Origin of the sequence: Domibacillus robiginosus (assembly GCF_000966195.1) — a bacterium.
In the GTDB taxonomy this organism is placed as follows: Bacteria; Bacillota; Bacilli; order Bacillales; family Domibacillaceae; genus Domibacillus; species Domibacillus robiginosus.
In genome coordinates this window covers 13,712-32,411 of record NZ_LAHL01000004.1, presented here as the reverse complement: position 1 = coordinate 32,411, position 18,700 = coordinate 13,712, and the positions used below count along the sequence as shown (strand labels likewise).

General features: G+C 43.7%; 18 protein-coding genes. All 18 read right to left on the bottom strand.

Annotation, left to right across the window (positions count from 1 at the left end):
- Positions 1-17 precede the first annotated feature (17 nt).
- On the bottom strand, positions 18-1,985 hold the full coding sequence (locus VP97_RS03185) for a methyl-accepting chemotaxis protein (protein ID WP_050180237.1): 1,968 nt from the start codon (positions 1,983-1,985) through the stop codon (positions 18-20).
- Positions 1,986-2,105: 120 nt separating this feature from the next.
- Positions 2,106-4,106, bottom strand: coding sequence for a methyl-accepting chemotaxis protein (locus VP97_RS03180; RefSeq protein ID WP_050180236.1), 2,001 nt, complete (start codon positions 4,104-4,106; stop codon positions 2,106-2,108).
- A gap of 188 nt (positions 4,107-4,294) precedes the next feature.
- Positions 4,295-4,531, bottom strand: a complete 237-nt coding sequence (gene rpsR / locus VP97_RS03175) for a 30S ribosomal protein S18 (RefSeq protein ID WP_045852641.1) — start codon at positions 4,529-4,531, stop codon at positions 4,295-4,297.
- 23 nt (positions 4,532-4,554) lie between these two features.
- Entirely contained in the window at positions 4,555-5,094 is a 540-nt protein-coding gene (ssb, locus tag VP97_RS03170) for a single-stranded DNA-binding protein (protein ID WP_050180235.1), read from the bottom strand.
- A gap of 76 nt (positions 5,095-5,170) precedes the next feature.
- Positions 5,171-5,464 carry a 30S ribosomal protein S6 gene (rpsF, locus tag VP97_RS03165; protein WP_050180234.1) on the bottom strand — a complete coding sequence of 98 codons (294 nt, stop codon included), beginning with the start codon at positions 5,462-5,464 and terminating at the stop codon, positions 5,171-5,173.
- A gap of 212 nt (positions 5,465-5,676) precedes the next feature.
- Positions 5,677-6,423, bottom strand: a complete 747-nt coding sequence (locus VP97_RS03160; protein WP_050180233.1) for an ABC transporter permease — start codon at positions 6,421-6,423, stop codon at positions 5,677-5,679.
- Between the two features lie 62 nt (positions 6,424-6,485).
- Positions 6,486-7,586, bottom strand: coding sequence for a redox-regulated ATPase YchF (gene ychF / locus VP97_RS03155; protein WP_050180232.1), 1,101 nt, complete (start codon positions 7,584-7,586; stop codon positions 6,486-6,488).
- A 156-nt stretch (positions 7,587-7,742) separates the two neighbouring features.
- Positions 7,743-7,940 (bottom strand): DUF951 domain-containing protein, encoded by a 198-nt coding sequence (locus VP97_RS03150; RefSeq protein ID WP_050180231.1) that lies wholly within the window; start codon positions 7,938-7,940, stop codon positions 7,743-7,745.
- Entirely contained in the window at positions 7,941-8,864 is a 924-nt protein-coding gene (locus tag VP97_RS03145) for a mechanosensitive ion channel family protein (protein WP_050180230.1), read from the bottom strand.
- Between the two features lie 77 nt (positions 8,865-8,941).
- Complete coding sequence (locus tag VP97_RS03140; protein ID WP_245629819.1) at positions 8,942-9,919, bottom strand: ABC transporter permease; 978 nt, start codon at positions 9,917-9,919, stop codon at positions 8,942-8,944.
- A gap of 1 nt (position 9,920) precedes the next feature.
- Positions 9,921-11,420, bottom strand: a complete 1,500-nt coding sequence (locus VP97_RS03135; RefSeq protein ID WP_050180228.1) for a sugar ABC transporter ATP-binding protein — start codon at positions 11,418-11,420, stop codon at positions 9,921-9,923.
- A 69-nt stretch (positions 11,421-11,489) separates the two neighbouring features.
- Positions 11,490-12,590, bottom strand: coding sequence for a sugar ABC transporter substrate-binding protein (locus VP97_RS03130; protein WP_050180227.1), 1,101 nt, complete (start codon positions 12,588-12,590; stop codon positions 11,490-11,492).
- 143 nt (positions 12,591-12,733) lie between these two features.
- Positions 12,734-13,429, bottom strand: coding sequence for a DUF554 domain-containing protein (locus tag VP97_RS03125; RefSeq protein WP_050180226.1), 696 nt, complete (start codon positions 13,427-13,429; stop codon positions 12,734-12,736).
- A gap of 3 nt (positions 13,430-13,432) precedes the next feature.
- The gene (locus VP97_RS03120) at positions 13,433-14,284 is read right to left on the bottom strand and encodes a ParB/RepB/Spo0J family partition protein (RefSeq protein WP_050180225.1); all 852 of its coding nucleotides are present in this window, start codon (positions 14,282-14,284) and stop codon (positions 13,433-13,435) included.
- On the bottom strand, positions 14,277-15,038 hold the full coding sequence (locus VP97_RS03115; protein WP_050180224.1) for a ParA family protein: 762 nt from the start codon (positions 15,036-15,038) through the stop codon (positions 14,277-14,279). The genes VP97_RS03120 and VP97_RS03115 overlap by 8 nt, the downstream gene beginning before the upstream one ends.
- Positions 15,039-15,152: 114 nt before the next feature.
- Entirely contained in the window at positions 15,153-15,992 is an 840-nt protein-coding gene (gene noc / locus VP97_RS03110; protein ID WP_050180223.1) for a nucleoid occlusion protein, read from the bottom strand.
- Between the two features lie 69 nt (positions 15,993-16,061).
- Complete coding sequence (gene rsmG, locus VP97_RS03105) at positions 16,062-16,778, bottom strand: 16S rRNA (guanine(527)-N(7))-methyltransferase RsmG (RefSeq protein WP_050180222.1); 717 nt, start codon at positions 16,776-16,778, stop codon at positions 16,062-16,064.
- A 15-nt stretch (positions 16,779-16,793) separates the two neighbouring features.
- Entirely contained in the window at positions 16,794-18,686 is a 1,893-nt protein-coding gene (gene mnmG, locus VP97_RS03100) for a tRNA uridine-5-carboxymethylaminomethyl(34) synthesis enzyme MnmG (RefSeq protein ID WP_050180221.1), read from the bottom strand.
- Positions 18,687-18,700: the final 14 nt, after the last annotated feature.

Here is an 18,700-nt window from a genome sequence, read left to right as displayed (position 1 = left end):
GACTTTTCACGTATTTTTCATATTTGAAATTGGCGGATCGCCTGAATCAATTCGTTATTAAGCAAATCCAGCTGTTCAGAGGCAGCAGCTACACCTTCGATGGCCAGAAGCTGTGTTTTCGTTCTTTCCTGGGCTTCTTCACAGGAAAGGGCTGAAACTTTAGCTTCTTCTGCCAGCTGACCGGCTGTTTGAACAACGATATCTTTTTCCTGATCTGCTGTGTGAATACTTTTGACCATTTCTGCAATTGCTGCTTCCATTTTTTGTACTACTTCTTCCTGGTGCACAAATACCATTTCTGTTTCCTGCACGGCTTCTGTCTGCACGTTCATATGGCCGCCCGCTTCGCTTACTGCATTCATGGTCCGATCTGAGCCTTCTTGAACAGCCGCAATTTTTTTGTGTATCTCCCCAGCGGCTTTGCTCGACTGCTCAGCAAGCTTTCTTACTTCCTGAGCAACAACGGCAAAGCCTTTACCATGATGGCCTGCGCGTGCTGCTTCAATTGATGCATTTAATGCCAGGAGATTCGTTTGAGCGGAAATTCCTTCAATCACATGCACGATACTTTCAATCCCTTTAATGTCTTCTGCAAGCGTACGAATCGAGTCCATTATGGTATTCATTCGCTCGGCAGAGGCTGTAATGGATTCTGCCATGCCGGACACGTGTTTTGCGCCTGTTTCCGCCGCCTGCGCAGCGGTTCCAGCAAGCTTTGTCATGGCATTTGCTTCTCCCGATATGGAACTGACCAAGGTGCCCAGCTCTTGTGAACGATCTGCCGCTTTTTGTGCTCCGTTTGCTGACCGCTCTGTTCCATGTGTCAGCTCATTTAATGCTGTGGCCGCCATCGTTCCCGACTCATTGATTTCCTGTACAGCTATATTTAAATGCTGGATAGATTCCCTTACGTTTTTTGCAGCACTTTCTGTTACACCGACGATGCTGCGCATTTTCATGACCATCTCATTAAAGCTGTGGCCCAATTCCGCTACCTCGTCCCTGCCTGAAATATAAACATGGGTTTGTAAATTTCCCTGGGCTACTTGCTTAACTGATGTATTCAGCTTTTGAAGCGGCTTTGTGATACTGGACGCCAGCCAAAACACAACGATCATCACAATGGCCAGCACAGACAGTGCCGTAACAGCAAGGACTTTTTTCATTTCATCTGAAATGCTGAACAGGTTCTTTTTTTCGTAAACCGCCCCAATTTTCCAGCCGGTTTGCGCCACTGTGTCGTATACGATCAACTGGGCTCCTTTTTCTATGATACCGCTTTTTTCGCCATTTAATATTGTCTCCATCAACGGATCTTTGGATACATCTTTTCCTTTTTGTAACGGATGAACAAGTGCTTTTCCCTGCTCTGATAAAATAATCGGATATCCTTCATAGCCGACATTCAGCTTGTTCATTCGGTTGGTCATACTTGTTAAATTAATATCTACTCCAATAACCCCCAGCACTTCTGAGCCGCTCGTAATGGATTTTGAAACAGTGATGATATCATCCCCGGTTGTACTTTGATACGGTTCGCTCCATACAGGCTCATCGCTTGCGGCCGCCTGCTTATAAGATGGTTCCTCTAATGGATTGAATCCATCTGAAAGCGATGTGGCCGGCGCTTTTTTAAAGGTTCCATCTGCCGATGTATAATAAACGCTTAATGTGTCTTTGTAAATATCCGTATATCGGTTAAAAACCGCCTGCAGCTCCCTGTCCGCCTGTGCAGCGTCTCCGGCTGCTTCAGCATACCGGATCACCTGGGCACTTTCCGATAAAAGCTGAACACTTTCTTCATATTTTTGCAAAAAAGCATCCGCAGAGTTATTTAGCTCTTTTACAAATTCTTCTGTTTGAACAGCGGCATTTTTCTCGATTTGCTGTTCGGTTTTCCAACCTGTGAAAAAAATAATAAACACAAACGCACTCATTAAAATTATTGCAATGGGAAGCATAAATTTCATTCGAATTGATTTCATCTCACTACACCTTTCTCCCTATACACGCCCCTTTATTATAGTTTTATAGACCTAAAAATATATTAAGCTAATGTAAAATTTATGTAAAAAAAGGACACCGGCACTGGCCGGCATCCACTTTTACAATTTAAATTGATTAACCATTTCTTTTAAATCGGTACTTAATTCCATTAGTTGCTCTGATGAATCTGTTACGGTCCGGACTGCTCTTAATTGCTCTTCTGCAGAAGCGCTCACTTCCTCACTTGCAGCAGCAGACTGCTGGCTGGCAGCGGCAATGCCCGTCATCGTGTGAATTACTTCATCTTTTATGGTTCCCACTTCTTTGATTTCCTGATTAATGGCTGCAATAGATGAATCAATTGTGCTGACAAGAGTAGAAAGCTGATGGAAGACTTTGCTCGTTTCTTCTACCGCTTCTGTTTGCTCATTAAAATTGCTGCGTGTTTTTTTCATTTGCTCAACAGCAGTACGCGAACCAGATTGAATATCCAGAATCGTTTTTCTTACCTCGTCTGCTGCTTCGCTGGACTGTTCTGCCAATTTACGGACTTCTTCAGCTACCACAGCAAAACCTTTACCGTGTTCACCGGCTCTTGCTGCTTCAATTGATGCATTAAGCGCCAGCAGGTTTGTCTGGGCAGAAATATCGGTAATGGCTCCAATCACTGCTTCAATGGAGCTCATTTTTGATTCCAGCTCCTCGATCACCATCTGCATGCCGGAAATGTATGTTTTCGTTTCATTGTTTGACATACGAAGCTGTTCAATTTGCCCGGCTCCTTTTTGGTTAGCCTGCTCAGCTTCGGAAGCAGCCTGCGCCATGTCACCTGCTTTTCCTGTAATAGCATCAATTTGGCTGCCCAGGCTGTTTGAGCGCTCAGTCGCCTCAGCAGAGTCTTCTGCTGAACGGGAAGCCCCCAGAGTAATTTCATTGATCGCATAGGTCATTTGCTCACTGGATGCGCTTGTTTCTTCTGATACCGCGCTTAAATTTTCTGCGGATACTTTCACTTCCTGCACAGATTGATTGACTTTTTGCAAAATTGCTCTCATGTGTGCTGTCATTTTATTAAATGCTGCTGAAAGCTGTCCAACTTCGTCCTGTGTCGATACTGGTACCTGCACTGTCAAGTCACCTTCAGCTATTTGAGAAGCCGTGCGCTCTAAACGGCGAAGGGGCTTTACAATATTGGAAATCACAAACAACATAACGGCACTAATCAACAAAAGCAGCACAATACCGGTCCACAGAAGGGACTTACTGATTGACTGAGACAGACCAAGCAAATTTGCCCGGTCATAAACGGCCGCTACCGTCCAATTTACGCCTGGTACATTATTAAATACGATAATACGGTTTTCTCCATCCAGTTTGTAATATTTACTTCCAGACGGAGAGGAGTCATCAATGATACTTTTAATTACAGGAATCTTTGTTAAATCTTCTCCCTGGCTAGTCGGATGAACAATGCCCATGCCTGCAGTTGAAAAAACAGTTGGGTAGCCCTGATATCCAAGATCTGTTTGTTTCACTCGCTCTGTTAAAACGGTTAAATCAACATCAACTCCAATCACGCCAAGGAACCGGTCATTGTCGTCATAAACAGCTCTTGATACAGTCACTACTGAAGAACCGGTCGCCGTATCTTTATAAGGCTCGCTCCAAACTGACGTTTTTTTGTTCTCAGCTTGTGTGTACCAATCTCTTTCACGAGGATCGAAGTCTTCAGGCAGCTTAATTACCGGGGAAATAATCGTGGTTCCCTCTGCCGAGCCAAAGTAAATATTTAAAACATCTTCATATGTGTTTAAATAATCCATAAAAAGAGTTTCTGTCGGCTGACGGTCGACTTTGTCCTGAGCCAGCTCACTTGTTCCGTAAGATTGAATCGTATCATCAAAAGCAAGCAAGTCAATGCTTTTTTCATACTGGTCTAAAAATGCCTTTACTGTGCCGGATAAACTTTCGACTGTGCCTTCACTCTGATTAACGACACTTTTCTCCACATTGTTTTCTGTTTGCCAGCTAATAAATATAATAATAAAAGTAAACGCTAAAATAAGCGCTGCGATAATGGGGATAAGCAACTTTGTTTTAATTAATTTTATGCCTCTCACTTTATACCTCCTTGTATAGTAAAAATACCCTATGCTTATTGTACCTATTTGTCGATAAATATCTAGTATTTTCTTTATATTTTTATTATAAAACTTTATTAAAAAATTCCTTTTTTATCCATTTTAAATGCACAAAAAAAGTGCAATGCTGATAAAACAGCACTGCACTTTTTTCACCAATATAGTTCTTATCTTTCTTCTCCAACGAATGGAAGAAGTGCTACCTGCCGCGAACGTTTGATTGCAATTGTCAAACGACGTTGGTATTTAGCGCTTGTACCTGTCACACGACGTGGAAGAATTTTTCCACGTTCAGATACGAACTTTTTAAGCAAATCAACATCTTTGTAATCGATATGTGTAATACCGTTAGATGTGAAGTAACAAACCTTTTTACGCTTACGTCCACCTCTGCGTCCTGCCATGAGTTTCCCCTCCTTGTTTAATATTAGAATGGAAGATCGTCGTCTGAAATATCGATCGGCTGTCCGTTATCTGCAAACGGATCTTCATTCATTTTAGAATAACCGGCATTGTTATTGCCGCGCTGTTGATTCTGCTGCTGCTGGCCAAACGGAAAATCCTGATTGCTTTGCTGTTGGCCGCCATAACCGCCACCCTGCTGCTGAGGAGCGTTGCCATACTGCTGGCCGCCTCCACCTCCGCCGGATTTTGGTTCAAGAAACTGGACACTATCTGCCTGGACTTCTGTCACGTAAACGCGCTTTCCATCCTGGCCTTCATAATTACGAGTTTGAATACGTCCTTCCACGCCGGCAAGGCTTCCTTTTTTCAAGAAGTTTGCCACGTTTTCAGCCGGACGGCGCCAAATCACACAATTAATAAAATCCGCTTCCCGGTCACCTTGCTGATTCGTATACGCGCGGTTTACCGCAAGCGTAAACGTCGCAACAGCTGCACCAGCTGGCGTATAGCGAAGTTCAGGATCTTTCGTTAAACGACCCACTAAAACCACTCGGTTTATCATCAGAATCAACTCCTTTTCTTTTAAAATGTTTCAGCTTGAAACATGATGAAAGGGATGTATATTTAGTGCATTTCGATTACTTTTCTTCTTCTTTAACAACGATATGACGGATAATGTCATCGCTGATTTTCGCAAGACGGTCAAATTCATTTACTGCAGCTGCATCTTCAGCTTTAGCATGAATAAGTTGGTAGAAACCTTCGCGGAAATCGTTGATTTCGTACGCTAAACGGCGTTTACCCCATTCTTTTGAATCGATGATTTCAGCACCGTTTGAAGTAAGGATGTTGTCAAAACGCTCAACTAGCGCTTTTTTCGCCTCGTCTTCAATGTTCGGGCGGATAATGTACATGAATTCGTACTTTCTCATCTTCGTTCACCTCCTCGTGGACTATGCGGCTGTCGACGTTCCCTTACGGGGCTCGACAGCAAGGAGCAAATTTTCATTACTCACAAGTTGAAATTATAACATGAATCTCTCAACAGCGCAATATTTTTCACAATAACCGGAAATAAAAGGAGCTGATGGCCGTATAGGTGGATACTTCTTTATTATAGAACATACGTTTGAAACATGCAAGATTAAAACATTCTTTGCTTAAAAAAAGCTTGGTAGGTAAGAAAACAGACAATCATGGCTGTAATAGCGGTGTTCCCAAAAGTAGTGAGCGCGATAACGAGCTGATATTTTACAGCAACAACAGGTGACGCACCTGCGATAATAGCTCCTGTCATCATGCCTGGAAGCTGGACAAGGCCAATTGTTTTCATGCCTTCCATACTTGGAATAAGCGCTGCTTTAACTGTAGCTTCAATCAATTCCTGCGATGCCTGGCGGCGCGTAGCACCAAGCGCAAGTTTTCCCATAATCAATTCTTTTGTTGAATCAAATTCACGCTTCAGCCGGTCAAACACAAGGCTGACAGCTACCATGGAACTGCCGATAATCATTCCGCTCATTGGTAGAATATATTGTGCTTCAAAATCGACAATATCAAAAACGACCCACACTGTAACAGAAGCGGCTTCTGCTGTCACCAGAGCAGCAAATGCAATCCAAAACGAATGGTGAAAAGCTTCCCCTCGCTTAGCAGAGGTACGGGAAGCGATCATGATCATAATAAAAATAATAAATAAAAACAGAAGGGGTGTTTGAATGGAAAAAACAAAGGTAATGATGTATCCGATAATGGTCAGTTGAACAAATGCCCGCATGGAGGCAATCAACATCTCTTTTGAAATACCTAGCTTTTGCTTGTAAGACAGCCAGAACGGGATAAGCATAAATAGAAAAGCCGCCAGCAGCGCTACATAACTGATATCTTTCATTTTGAACACCTCTCATGAAAAAACTCCACCGTTATATGGTGGAGTCGCTTATAAATGCTATATCAAACGTTAAAACGGAAGTGAACAACATCTCCGTCTTTCATTACGTACTCTTTTCCTTCCAGACGAACTTTACCGGCTTCTTTTGCTGCTGTCATAGAGCCATTTTCAACAAGGTCATCATATGAAACCGTTTCGGCACGGATGAAGCCCCGCTCAAAATCCGAGTGAATGATACCGGCGCATTGTGGTGCTTTCATCCCTTTACGGAATGTCCAGGCACGAACTTCCTGTACGCCCGCTGTAAAGTACGTTGCAAGCCCTAAAAGAGAATATGCCGCTGTAATCAATTGATCCAGTCCAGACTGTTCAATGCCCAGCTCTTCAAGGAACATTGCTTTTTCATCGTCATCAAGCTCTGCGATTTCTTCTTCTACTTTCGCACTGATCACAATCACTTCTGAGCCTTCTCCAGCCGCATAGTCACGTACTTTTTGCACGTGCTCATTATTGGACGGGTCTGCGATTTCTTCTTCGCTCACATTTGCCACATACAGCATTGGCTTTGCTGTCAATAAGTGAAGCTGCTTGACGATCTTTTGCTGTTCTTCTGTAAATTCTACAGAACGGGCGGGCTTGTCAGATTCGAGAGCTTCTTTCACCATCACAAGTACATCATGCTCGGCAACTGCTTCTTTGTCCTTTTGTTTGGCAAGCTTGGCCACACGTGCAAGACGTTTGTCCACAGATTCAAGATCCGCCAAAATAAGCTCGAGGTTAATGACCTCAATATCATCAATCGGATCCACTTTTCCGGATACATGGGTAATATTTTCATCGTCAAAGCAGCGAACGACCTGACAGATCGCATCTACTTCACGAATGTGGGACAGGAACTTGTTCCCCAGTCCTTCTCCTTTGCTGGCGCCTTTTACAATACCGGCAATGTCCGTAAATTCAAAAGCTGTTGGAATGGTTTTTTTGGGCGTGACCATTTCCGTTAATTTCGCCAGGCGCTCATCCGGTACTTCTACGATTCCGACATTTGGATCAATCGTACAGAACGGGTAGTTGGCTGATTCAGCACCTGCTTTTGTAATTGCGTTAAATAAGGTCGATTTTCCGACGTTTGGAAGACCGACAATTCCTGCTGTTAATGCCATATTATTGGTTCACTCCTTGTTTTCTGTAAAAACGTACATGGTATTCTAAACCTTTCCCCATTATATGGACTACAACGAAAAAAGGCAACGCAAGAAAAGCATAAGCCAGCTATTCAAGCCCGGCGGACATCTAAATTTGTTCAAAAAAAGAGCGGCTCAATCGCCGCTCTCTGTTACTACCCGTTTCATTTTTTTTGTAAATTCACGCCGCGGCAGCATCACGCTGTGCCCGCACCCTTCACATTTGATTCGAATGTCCATGCCAAGGCGAATAATTTTCCAGCGATTTGTTCCACAAGGATGGGCTTTTTTCATTTCTACTACATCATGTAACGCAAACTGTTTTTCTTCCATTTATGCCGTTCCCCCGCTTTTTGCTTGTTTTGAGCCTGCTTGTGCTTCTTGATCCGTTCGTGAAAACATCACCATACGCGGATAAGGAATCTCAATTCCGTTTGCATCGAGGCATTCCTTAATATCTTTACGCATCATTCGGGCAACGTACCAATGGTTCATTGGTGTTGTTTCGGCTGTGATTCGAAGTGTCACATCAGAAGGAGCAAGCGTTTGAATACCGAGCAGTTTCGGCGTATCAACAATTTCCGGGTATTTGTCTTTAAGCGTCTCTAACAGCTCATTAATCACTTGTTCCGCTTTTTCTATATTTTCTTCATATGCAATTCCAATATCGACTACCGCCACACTATTATGAATCGAGAAATTGGTCACTTCTATAATACTTCCGTTCGGTACAATGTGAATTTCACCCGTCCATACCTTTAGCTTTGTCGTACGCAGGCCAATTTCCTCGACGGTCCCTTCAAATTGGCCGATCCGGACAAAGTCGCCTACTGAAAATTGGTCTTCAAAGATGATAAAGAATCCTGTAATCACATCTTTCACCAAGCTTTGAGCACCAAAACCAATGGCAAGTCCGAGTACCCCTGCCCCGGCAATTAACCCTTTAACATCAAAGGTCAAAACCCCAAGTATATTGACAAGTGCGATAAAGTAAACCACATAAGCCAGTACATTTTCAATCAATTTTAAAAGTGTGTTTTCACGCCGCTCAGAAAACGTGAGCGGTGCTTTTGAACGAAGAACGAAAAAATTGCGGATTGCAATTTTCCCAACTTTTACAATCAGCCACGCTACCAGAATCGTCAGGGTAATTTTAATGGCTCCTTCGCCGAACATAAGCCACGTTTCTTCATTAGTGAATTTTCGCCACAATGATTCGAGGGCGCGCTGATAGGTTGATAACGACTGTTCTTCCAAAAAAAGCCCTCCTTCTGCTGGTTACATAAGTCGTTTCCATTTTAACAGGAGAAGAGCTTTTTTCACAGAAAATTGAATTATGTGTGTTTTTGTTTATAGTATGTGAGTGCCAGCGCGAAAGCCAGCACAGATCCTTTTACAATGTCCATCGCATAATAAGGGACCGACATCATAACAAGTCCATTTTGCAATATACCGATCAAAACAGCCCCGACAAATGTGCCGAGCGCATTCGGCTTACCGGCTCCAAGCACAGATAATCCAATAAACGCGGCTGCTACTGCATCCATTAAATAAGGGCCGCCTGCATTGATTTCTGCTGTCATAACGCGGGAAGCCAGCACTATACCGCCAAGCGCCGCTAAAAGAGCAGACAGAATGTAAGCTGCCACTTTATATTTATTGACAGGAATACCCGATAAACGGGCAGCTTCCTGATTGCCGCCAATCATATACATAAAACGCCCGTGCTTTGTCAGCGACAAAAAGCCTTGAACCACCAGTACAACGGCAACCATAATCACAATAATCCATGGAAGCTGGCCCAGCTTCGCAAAAACGGGACTGATCACACCTTCTGCATACGATCCATCGGATATGACCATGTTTTCTGAAATAGTCGCTCCTTTTGTATAAGTTAAGGCGACACCCTGAATGATAAACATCATTGCTAATGTGGCAAGCATATCTGGAATTTTTAGCTTTACAATCATAATCGAGTTTAAAATACCGATGAGAATAGCACTGAGGAATGCTGCCAGCAGTGCAACAACAAGATTTTGTGAAAACCAGACGAACATGGAGATTACCACTGCACTGGCAAGAGAGGCAGACGAGCCAACGGATAAGTCAAATCCGTTTATCGAAAGCGACACCGTTACACCTACCGCAATAATTGTGACAATGGAAATGGACCTTAAAATATTTAACAGGTTATCACTGCTGATAAAAGCAGGGTTCAAAGCCGTAAAAACAGCAATTAACACGACAATGGTTAAAATTGTGCCGTACTTATAAAAGAAGTCAAACAACTGAAACGATTTTTTCTGAGACACCTTATTTTCCTCCTGTCGAATAATACATCACTTCTTCTTCCGTTGTGCCGGATGTTTCTTTTTCCAGCACAGCTTGTCCATCATAAATCACATACAGCCGGTCTGTCATGCCGAATATTTCCGTCATTTCACTTGAAGCATACAAAATACCCTTCCCGCGCGCAGCCAGCTCGGCAATCAATTCAAAAATCTCTCGCTTCGCTCCGACATCGATTCCTTTTGTCGGCTCATCGAAGATATACACATCGGCTTCGGCCAGCAGCCATTTTCCGATGGCGATCTTTTGCTGATTACCGCCTGACAGGTGGCGCACTTTCGCTTCTTGGGACGGTGTTCGTACGTCCAGCCGATCAATAATGGAGGCAGCTCTTTCTCTTTCTTTTTTAAAATCAATCAAAACCCCTGCTTTAAGCATAGATGTCAGTGTCGTCACGGTAATATTCGAGAGAACAGACTCTGACACAAACACACCCTCACGGCGTCGCTCTTCAGGGACAAGCACGAGACCATGTCGGACAGCATCATAGGGCGAACGAAATAAAACAGACTTTCCGTTTAATTGAATTTCTCCTGCTTCCAATTTGGATTCACCAAACAACGCTTTGCATATTTCTGATTTTCCGGCGCCGACAAGCCCTGTTAATCCAACCACTTCTCCCGCATGAATCCTTATATTTACACCGTTGACACCTGAAGCGGACAGGGCAGATGCTTGAAGCAGCACTCTTCCTTTTTGGAATGTACGTGTTGGAAACTGTTCGTCCATTTTCCGACCCAGCATTCTTTCTACCACTTCGTTTTGAGTGGTATCAGCGATAAGATTTTTTGAAACCAGCTCTCCGTTACGCATAATTGTAATATCATCACAAATAGCAAATAATTCTGGAAGGCGGTGTGAAATAAAAATAATACTTACATCCTCTTCCTTCAGCTGGCGGACAATCCGAAATAGTTCATCGGTTTCGGTCTGGCTGAGCGGAGCAGTCGGCTCATCCAAAATCAAAAAACGGCAGTCATTTGAAATGGCTCTTGCGATCAGCACCATCTGCTTTTCTGCCAGCGTTAATTCACTTATCTGCTTGGTTGGAGAAAGAGACAGATTCATTTTTCGGAGCAGGGCTGCTGCTTCTTCACGAAGCTGTCTCCATCGAATCCACCCTTTTTCCTGTCTGCCATTAATAAGCTGATCCATCATAATATTTTCCCCGACTGTTAAGTGAGGAATAAGCGCTGTATCCACTTCTTGATACACCATTTGAATCCCATGCTTTTTTGCATCAGCTGGCTGCCGGATGTGTACAGGCTCACCATTTATTGACATATCTCCTTCATAATGGCCATAAGCACCGGATAAAATCTTCATTAACGTCGATTTCCCGGCTCCGTTTGCTCCAATCAGCGCATGAACCCGGCCTGTTTGTGCTTGAAAATCCACATTGCTTAATGCTTTTACGCCAGGAAAGGAAATTGAAATGTTTTTCATATCAAGTATTGTATTCATTATGCGTCTTCCTTTCGACTACAGAAAAGGAGGAAATCTCTTGAAAAGAGATTTCCTCAAATTCCGTTCTTATTTTGCATGATGTTCTTTTAGCGTTTTCATCCAGTCTTCTGTGAATTCACCTGACTGTCCCCATCCTTCCACAACATTGGATAGGCTTTCCATATTCACCGCACCATCAGCGTCCTGTAAATCTTCTTTTGAAATAAGCGATGCTTCTAGCGCATATTCCTGCGGCGTTTCTTCACCGGCTATTTTTTTCGCTAGGATACGCATGTCGATCGAACCAATTAGTGCCGGATCTACAGCAGCTGTGTACTGCCAAGGACTTTTCGGATCTTGAATTTCCTGCAGGTCTGCATTTGAAACGTCAATGCCATAAATTTTCACATCATCCCGTCCTGCTTCCTGCACTGCACGTGCCGCTCCGATTGCGAAAGCATCCCATGTTGCAAAAATAGCATCTAGCTTTCCTTCCGGATACTTTTTCAGCATCGCCTGCACCGCATTTTGGGTTTGAACGGTTGTGTCTGCAGCGGCTACACCGAAACGGTCTACTTCCTTAATACCCGGGTTTTCACTTAGCTTTTGCTCATAAACTGCATTCCGGCGTACCATAGGCGGGAAGCCATCTACCCATAAATAAGCGATGTTTGCTTTTCCATTTGTATCTTTAATCAACTGATCAAGAGCCAGTGTAGCAAGTGCTTCATCGTCTTGAGAAGTGAGTGTAACGCCTTTTACACTTTTTAGCTCTTCATTGGAATCAAATGTCACAACACTTTTCCCTGCTTCAACAAGCTTTTTCACTTCGTTGACTGTTGCTGCATCGTCGCCGTGTGAAATAATAAAGCCGTCGTAATCCTGTGTGAGTCCTTGATTAATCGCATCATGAAATTTAGCAGAGTCACCATTAGCCGTAAATGTATCTACCTGAAAGCCAAGCGACTCTCCTTCTTTTTGAGCACCTGCTAAAAACTGAGCGGTATGGTCGTCACCACCAATTTTACGAATAACTTTAATTTTAACCTGTTCTTCTCCATTTACCTGTTCAGGTACGTTTTCGACAGGTGTACTGCTGCCGCCTGATGAAGCATTTTCACCGCCGCATCCTGATAAAAAAAGTGAAAGTGCTACAGCCGACAGGCCTAACGTTTGTTTTAACTTCATTGACTCCGCACAGAATAGTCTGTGCTGCCCCCTTTCCTTTAATAACCTTATAATTCTTATATAATAACTAGGATTATTACATGTGAATGAATGAGTGTCAACGAGTTTTTAGAAAAATGAAAAAAGCTCCTTCGAAAAGGAGCTTATGGCCAAACTGTAACAAAAAGAGCAACAAAGGCAATGGCTGGGAGGAGATTGGCAATACGAATGTTTGTAATTTGAAGCAAATTTAGCCCAATCGCAAAAATCATAATGCCGCCGGCTGCCGTCATTTCTAAAATAAAAGCATTCATCCATTCCTGTGAAACGAACCGATCAATTTGTGTAGCGAACAGCGCAATCAGCCCCTCATAAATAAAAACAGGCACAGCAGAAAATAAAACACCAATGCCAAGTGTAGTCGTTAAAATAAGGGCCGTAATCCCGTCAATCAGTGATTTTGTAAACAGCACCTCATGATTTCCACGAATACCGCTATCAAGCGCTCCAATAATACCCATTGCCCCAATCACGAAAATAAGAGTCGCCGTTACAAATCCCTCTGAAATGCTGCCGTTTCCTCTTGAGCCCACTTTCTGTTCAAGCCAGTGGCCAAGATCATTCAACCGTTCATCAATTTTGAGCAGTTCACCTACTACGGCGCCGGCTGCAAGACTTAAAATAACGAGCAGAAAATTTTCGCCCTTCAATCCCATTTGTAAGCCAAGCACTACTACTGCCAGTCCAATTGCATGCATGACTGTTCCTTTTATTCCTTCTGGAATCCGCGCCATTAAAGCGCCGAGCAATGCACCGGCGCCAATCGCGATTCCATTTACAAGTGAACCTGTTATAAACATACTTTACCCTCTGCTATCAAGCATTTCTAAAATGCGATTTAAATCTTCCGTCGACATATATTCAATTTCAATTTTACCTTTTTTACCATTTTTAGACTGCCGGATTTGTACGGCTGTGCCGAATCGCTCTCGAAGAACTTCTTCTTGATCCAAAATAAAAATGTCTTTTTTCACCGGCTTTGTTTCACGTGAAACCTTTTCTTTTTCTTCACGAATCCAATTTTCAAGCTGGCGGACGGTCCAATTTTCTGCCGCTGTTTTTTCCGCTGCTTTCAACTGCTTTGCTTTCGGTTTTACACCGAGGAGCGCCCGAGCATGTCCCATAGATAGTTTTTCTTCGGCAATCATTCCTTGAATCTCACTAGGCAAGTCAAGCAGGCGGACATAATTGGAAATGTGAGGCCGGCTTTTTCCGATTCTCGTTGCAAGCTCGGACTGTGTAACATTGAGCTTGTCCATAATCAACTGGTACGCTGCTGCTTCTTCCATCACAGTTAAGTCTTCACGCTGCAGGTTTTCGAGCAGCGCAAGCTCCATCATTTGTGCTTCTGTTAATTCTTTAATAATGGCCGGCACGGCTTTTAAACCAGCTGCTTTGGCAGCCCGATAGCGCCGTTCTCCCGCTACAATTTCGTATCCTTTAATGCTTTTTCGAAGTACGATTGGCTGTAGGATGCCGTGTGATTGAATGGACTGCTTTAATTCTTCAAGCGCTTCTTCCTTAAATGTTTTCCGCGGCTGATGAGGATTTGGCCGAATATCTTTAACGGAAATCTCCTGTACGGTGCTATTTTGATCATCAGAACCTATATCTTTAAAAAGTGCATCCAAGCCTCTGCCAAGCCCTTTAGCCATGTGCTGCCACCTCTTTCGCAAAATCAAGATACACTTCCGCACCGCGTGAACGGGCATCATAAAGTAAAACCGGTTTACCATGGCTTGGTGCTTCACTTAAACGAACGTTGCGCGGTATGACAGATTGGTACACCTTGTCATGAAAATATTTTTTCACTTCTTCCGCCACTTGAATACTTAAATTTGTCCGGGCATCAAACATCGTTAACAAAACACCTTCTATGTAAAGGTCTTTATTTAAATGCTTTTGAACGAGCCGTACCGTATTTAACAGCTGATTTAATCCTTCCAGCGCATAATATTCACACTGAACCGGAATCAAAACCGAATCGGCCGCTGTCAGTGCATTGATAGTTAATAAGCCAAGGGATGGCGGGCAGTCGATAATAATATAATCAAAGCTTTCACGAAGCGGTTCAAGGGCCCGTTTCAACCGGAGCTCACGGGAAATAGCCGAGACAAGTTCGATTTCCGCCCCTGCAAGCGCGATCGTTGCCGGTGCAACAAACATGCCTTCCGATGTAGAGGGTTTAATTACATCTGCCAATTCCATATCGTCTACAATCACATCATATATACATTGGTTTACGCTTTTTTTTTCGACCCCGGCACCACTTGTTGCATTGCCCTGCGGATCGATATCAAGAAGAAGAACCTTCTTCCCAAGAGAGGCCAGTGACGCCCCTAAATTCACAGAGGTTGTTGTTTTTCCAACGCCGCCTTTTTGATTGGCGATCGCCATTACTTTTCCCAAAAGAAGCCACCTGCTTTCGTCTGTCGGTGTTATCTACTTTTATTTTATCAAAATTGGCGCGTTTTGGCTTTTACGCCGTAAAAAAAAAGCCGCTTTTTATTAAAACGGCATTTTTTATGATTGCTTTGGTTTTTTCGGAATTTGAATCGTAATCCGATAGAAATCTTCATTGTCTTCCTCAGACTGCTCCACATGGATACCGCTTTTTTCTACAAGAACGAGCGACTGGCGAATCGTGTTTAACGCAATACGAATGTCACGGCTGATTGCTTTTGTCCGTGGTCGCGGCGGTTCTTTTTCAAGCATTTTAACGACGCGGTCTTCTGTCTGCTTTACATTCAATCCCCTATCAAGCACAATACGCAGAAGTTCACACTGCCATTCAGGCTTTTTCAGCGGCAGTAGTGCCCGGGCATGGCGTTCAGTAATTCGTTTTTCTGCAACGGCCTGCTGTACTTCTTCCGGCAGCTTTAACAGCCGCAGCTTATTAGCAATAAACGACTGGCTTTTCCCGACCATTTCGGCAAGGGACTGCTGGGTGGTATTGTTTATATGAAGCAGGCTTTGATACGCACCTGCTTCTTCAATCGGAGACAGCTCTTCCCTCTGTATGTTTTCAATCAAAGCAGCTGAAGCTGTTTGCTCATCCGTAAACTGCCGGACAATTACTGGAACTGTTTCGTGTCCAAGGCTTTTTGCTGCCCGAAAACGACGTTCTCCTGCTATGATCTCAAATCTTTCTTCCTCAATCTCCCTCACAACAATCGGCTGAATAATACCATGAACGGCAATGGTTGATGCAAGTTCAGCTATTTTCTCTTCTTGAAAAACAAAACGTGGCTGAAATTGATTGGGCTCTAGACATTCTACTGCTATTTCTTTTACTTCATCTACGGGAAACATCATGGCTGTTTCACTTTTTCCGGCAAACAAACGGGAAAAAGGACGCTTCATGTTTACACCACCTTTTCATTCTCCATTCTGATAGTATTCGCCATGAGGCGCCCTGTTCCTGCTTAAGAACTATTCGATTGGTGTTTTATTCGGTGTACCCGGTTTGCGCGGGTACTTTTTCGGTGTTTCTTTTTCTTTTCGAACCACGATAATCGTTCGTTCACTGTTTTCAATCGGAAGACGGAAAGAGAAAACCTCTTCTTTTTTCCCGCCAAGTGTCCCGATTGCTTTTGCAGCTGCTTCCATTTCATCCGCTGCACTCGCTGCTTTCATGGCGACGAATGTACCACCCGTTTTTACAAACGGCAGACAAAGCTCAGACAGGACAGACATGCGTGCAACGGCGCGTGCCGTTACCATGTCATACTGCTCCCGGTGCTCCGGTTTCCGTCCCATTTCTTCTGCCCGTCCATGAACAAATTGAACATGTTCAAGCTTCAGCTCAGATGCCAGGTGATTCAAAAAAGTAATGCGCTTGTTTAATGAATCGATAATCGTGATATCTAACTGTGGAAAAGCAATTTTTAATGGAATACTTGGAAAACCCGCGCCGGCACCGATATCACAAATTCGGATCGGTTTTGTTAAATCGACGTACATACCGGCTGTGAGCGAGTCGTAAAAGTGCTTCATATACACTTCTTCCTGCTCGGTAATTGCAGTGAGATTCATTTTTTCGTTCCACTCTACAAGCAATTCAAAATAACGCTGAAACTGTCCAAGCTGTTCTTCAGATAATACAATGCCGTTTTTGGCGAGTTCGGATTGAAATTGGTCGAGGTTCATGTTTTTGTTCCTTTCTTATTCGCTGCTGGTCCGTGCAACACGGCCCTGCTCAATGTAAACAAGCAAAATGGAGATATCAGCCGGGTTCACGCCTGAAATACGTGAAGCCTGTGCAATGGAAAGCGGCCGGACTTCTTTTAAGTTTGTCCGTGCTTCATTTGCAATACCACTGATTGCATCGTAATCAATATCAACCGGTATTTTTTTGTTTTCCATCTTTTTCATTCGGTCGACCTGCTGAAGGGATTTTTCGATATACCCTTCATATTTAATTTGGATTTCTACCTGTTCTTCCACTTCTTCATCAAGTGTAGCGTCTGCCGGGATCAGCTGCTTGATCGCTTCATATGTCATTTCCGGACGGCGAAGAAGATCCGCTCCGCGAATGCCGTCTTTCAGCTCGCTTCCACCCGCTTCACGAATTAACGCCTGTGTTTTTTCATCTGGTTTAATAATCGTTGCCTTTAACCGCTCAATTTCAGCGGCAATCGCTTCTTTTTTCGTCGTAAAAGCCGCATAGCGTTCTTCAGAAATCGTACCGATGTTGTAGCCGATTTCTGTTAAGCGAAGATCTGCATTATCATGGCGAAGAAGGAGGCGATATTCCGCACGAGAAGTTAATAAACGGTATGGTTCACTTGTTCCTTTCGTTACAAGGTCGTCAATCATAACCCCAATATAAGCGTCTGAACGACTTAATACTACTTCTTCCTTGCCAAGTACACGGCATGCCGCATTAATACCAGCCATTAAACCTTGCCCCGCTGCTTCCTCATAACCCGATGTACCGTTAATCTGCCCGGCTGTGTATAAGTTTTTCACTCGTTTTGTTTCTAATGTCGGCCATAGCTGTGTCGGCACTACTGCATCGTACTCAATCGCATATCCTGCACGCATAAGCTGTGCTTTTTCAAGACCTGGAATGGTACGAAGCATGCGATATTGTACATCCTCCGGCAAGCTTGTAGAAAAGCCCTGAACGTATACTTCTTCGGTTTTCCGCCCTTCTGGTTCAAGGAAAATCTGATGGCGTGGCTTATCATTAAAACGAACGACTTTGTCTTCAATAGATGGACAGTAGCGTGGTCCGCGTCCTTTAATGACACCCGAATACATTGGAGAGCGATGCAGGTTTTCACCAATAATATTATGTGTTTCTTCATTTGTATAAGTCAGCCAGCACGGCAGCTGATCGGTAATATATTCTTTTGTTTCATAGCTGAATGCGCGAGGAACATCATCACCCGGCTGAATTTCTGTTTTTGAGTAATCAATCGTCCGGCTGTTTACGCGCGGAGGTGTGCCTGTTTTAAAGCGGACAAGCTCAAACCCGAGTTCTTCTAAATGCTCGGATAACTTTATGGAAGGCTGCTGATTGTTCGGACCGCTGGAATATTTTAAATCACCGAGAATAATCTCTCCGCGCATAAAGGTTCCACTTGTAATAATAACGGCTTTGGAACGATACACCGCACCTGTTTGTGTAATGATACCGCGGCATTCTCCATCTTCTACGATTAAACGCTCGGCCATCCCTTGAATAAGCGTTAAGTTCGGCTCGTTTTCCATCGTTTCTTTCATTTCCTGCTGATATAGTACTTTGTCTGCCTGCGCGCGAAGTGCCCGCACGGCTGGTCCTTTTCCTGTATTCAGCATTCTCATTTGAATATGTGTTTTATCAATATTTTTTGCCATTTCACCGCCAAGCGCGTCGATTTCCCGAACGACAATTCCTTTTGCCGGGCCGCCGACAGACGGGTTACATGGCATATAAGCGATCATATCAAGGTTAATCGTAATCATTAGCGTATTGGCACCTGTCCGTGCAGAAGCAAGGCCTGCTTCTACGCCAGCGTGGCCTGCTCCAATGACAATCACTTCATATTCGCCTGCTTCATAATAATTCATGCTGCTTTTATTCC

Coding starts and splice junctions, on each gene's coding strand:
- VP97_RS03185 (WP_050180237.1), bottom strand. CDS start 1,985: ATGAAATCAATTCGAATGAAATTTATGCTTCCCATTGCAATAATTTTA.
- VP97_RS03125 (WP_050180226.1), bottom strand. CDS start 13,429: ATGTTTATAACAGGTTCACTTGTAAATGGAATCGCGATTGGCGCCGGT.
- rsmG (WP_050180222.1), bottom strand. CDS start 16,778: ATGAACCTCGACCAATTTCAATCCGAACTCGCCAAAAACGGCATTGTA.
- ssb (WP_050180235.1), bottom strand. CDS start 5,094: ATGATAAACCGAGTGGTTTTAGTGGGTCGTTTAACGAAAGATCCTGAA.
- VP97_RS03135 (WP_050180228.1), bottom strand. CDS start 11,420: ATGAATACAATACTTGATATGAAAAACATTTCAATTTCCTTTCCTGGC.
- VP97_RS03130 (WP_050180227.1), bottom strand. CDS start 12,590: ATGAAGTTAAAACAAACGTTAGGCCTGTCGGCTGTAGCACTTTCACTT.
- noc (WP_050180223.1), bottom strand. CDS start 15,992: ATGAAGCGTCCTTTTTCCCGTTTGTTTGCCGGAAAAAGTGAAACAGCC.
- ychF (WP_050180232.1), bottom strand. CDS start 7,586: ATGGCATTAACAGCAGGAATTGTCGGTCTTCCAAACGTCGGAAAATCG.
- rpsF (WP_050180234.1), bottom strand. CDS start 5,464: ATGAGAAAGTACGAATTCATGTACATTATCCGCCCGAACATTGAAGAC.
- VP97_RS03150 (WP_050180231.1), bottom strand. CDS start 7,940: ATGGAAGAAAAACAGTTTGCGTTACATGATGTAGTAGAAATGAAAAAA.
- VP97_RS03160 (WP_050180233.1), bottom strand. CDS start 6,423: ATGAAAGATATCAGTTATGTAGCGCTGCTGGCGGCTTTTCTATTTATG.
- VP97_RS03120 (WP_050180225.1), bottom strand. CDS start 14,284: ATGGCTAAAGGGCTTGGCAGAGGCTTGGATGCACTTTTTAAAGATATA.
- rpsR (WP_045852641.1), bottom strand. CDS start 4,531: ATGGCAGGACGCAGAGGTGGACGTAAGCGTAAAAAGGTTTGTTACTTC.
- mnmG (WP_050180221.1), bottom strand. CDS start 18,686: ATGAATTATTATGAAGCAGGCGAATATGAAGTGATTGTCATTGGAGCA.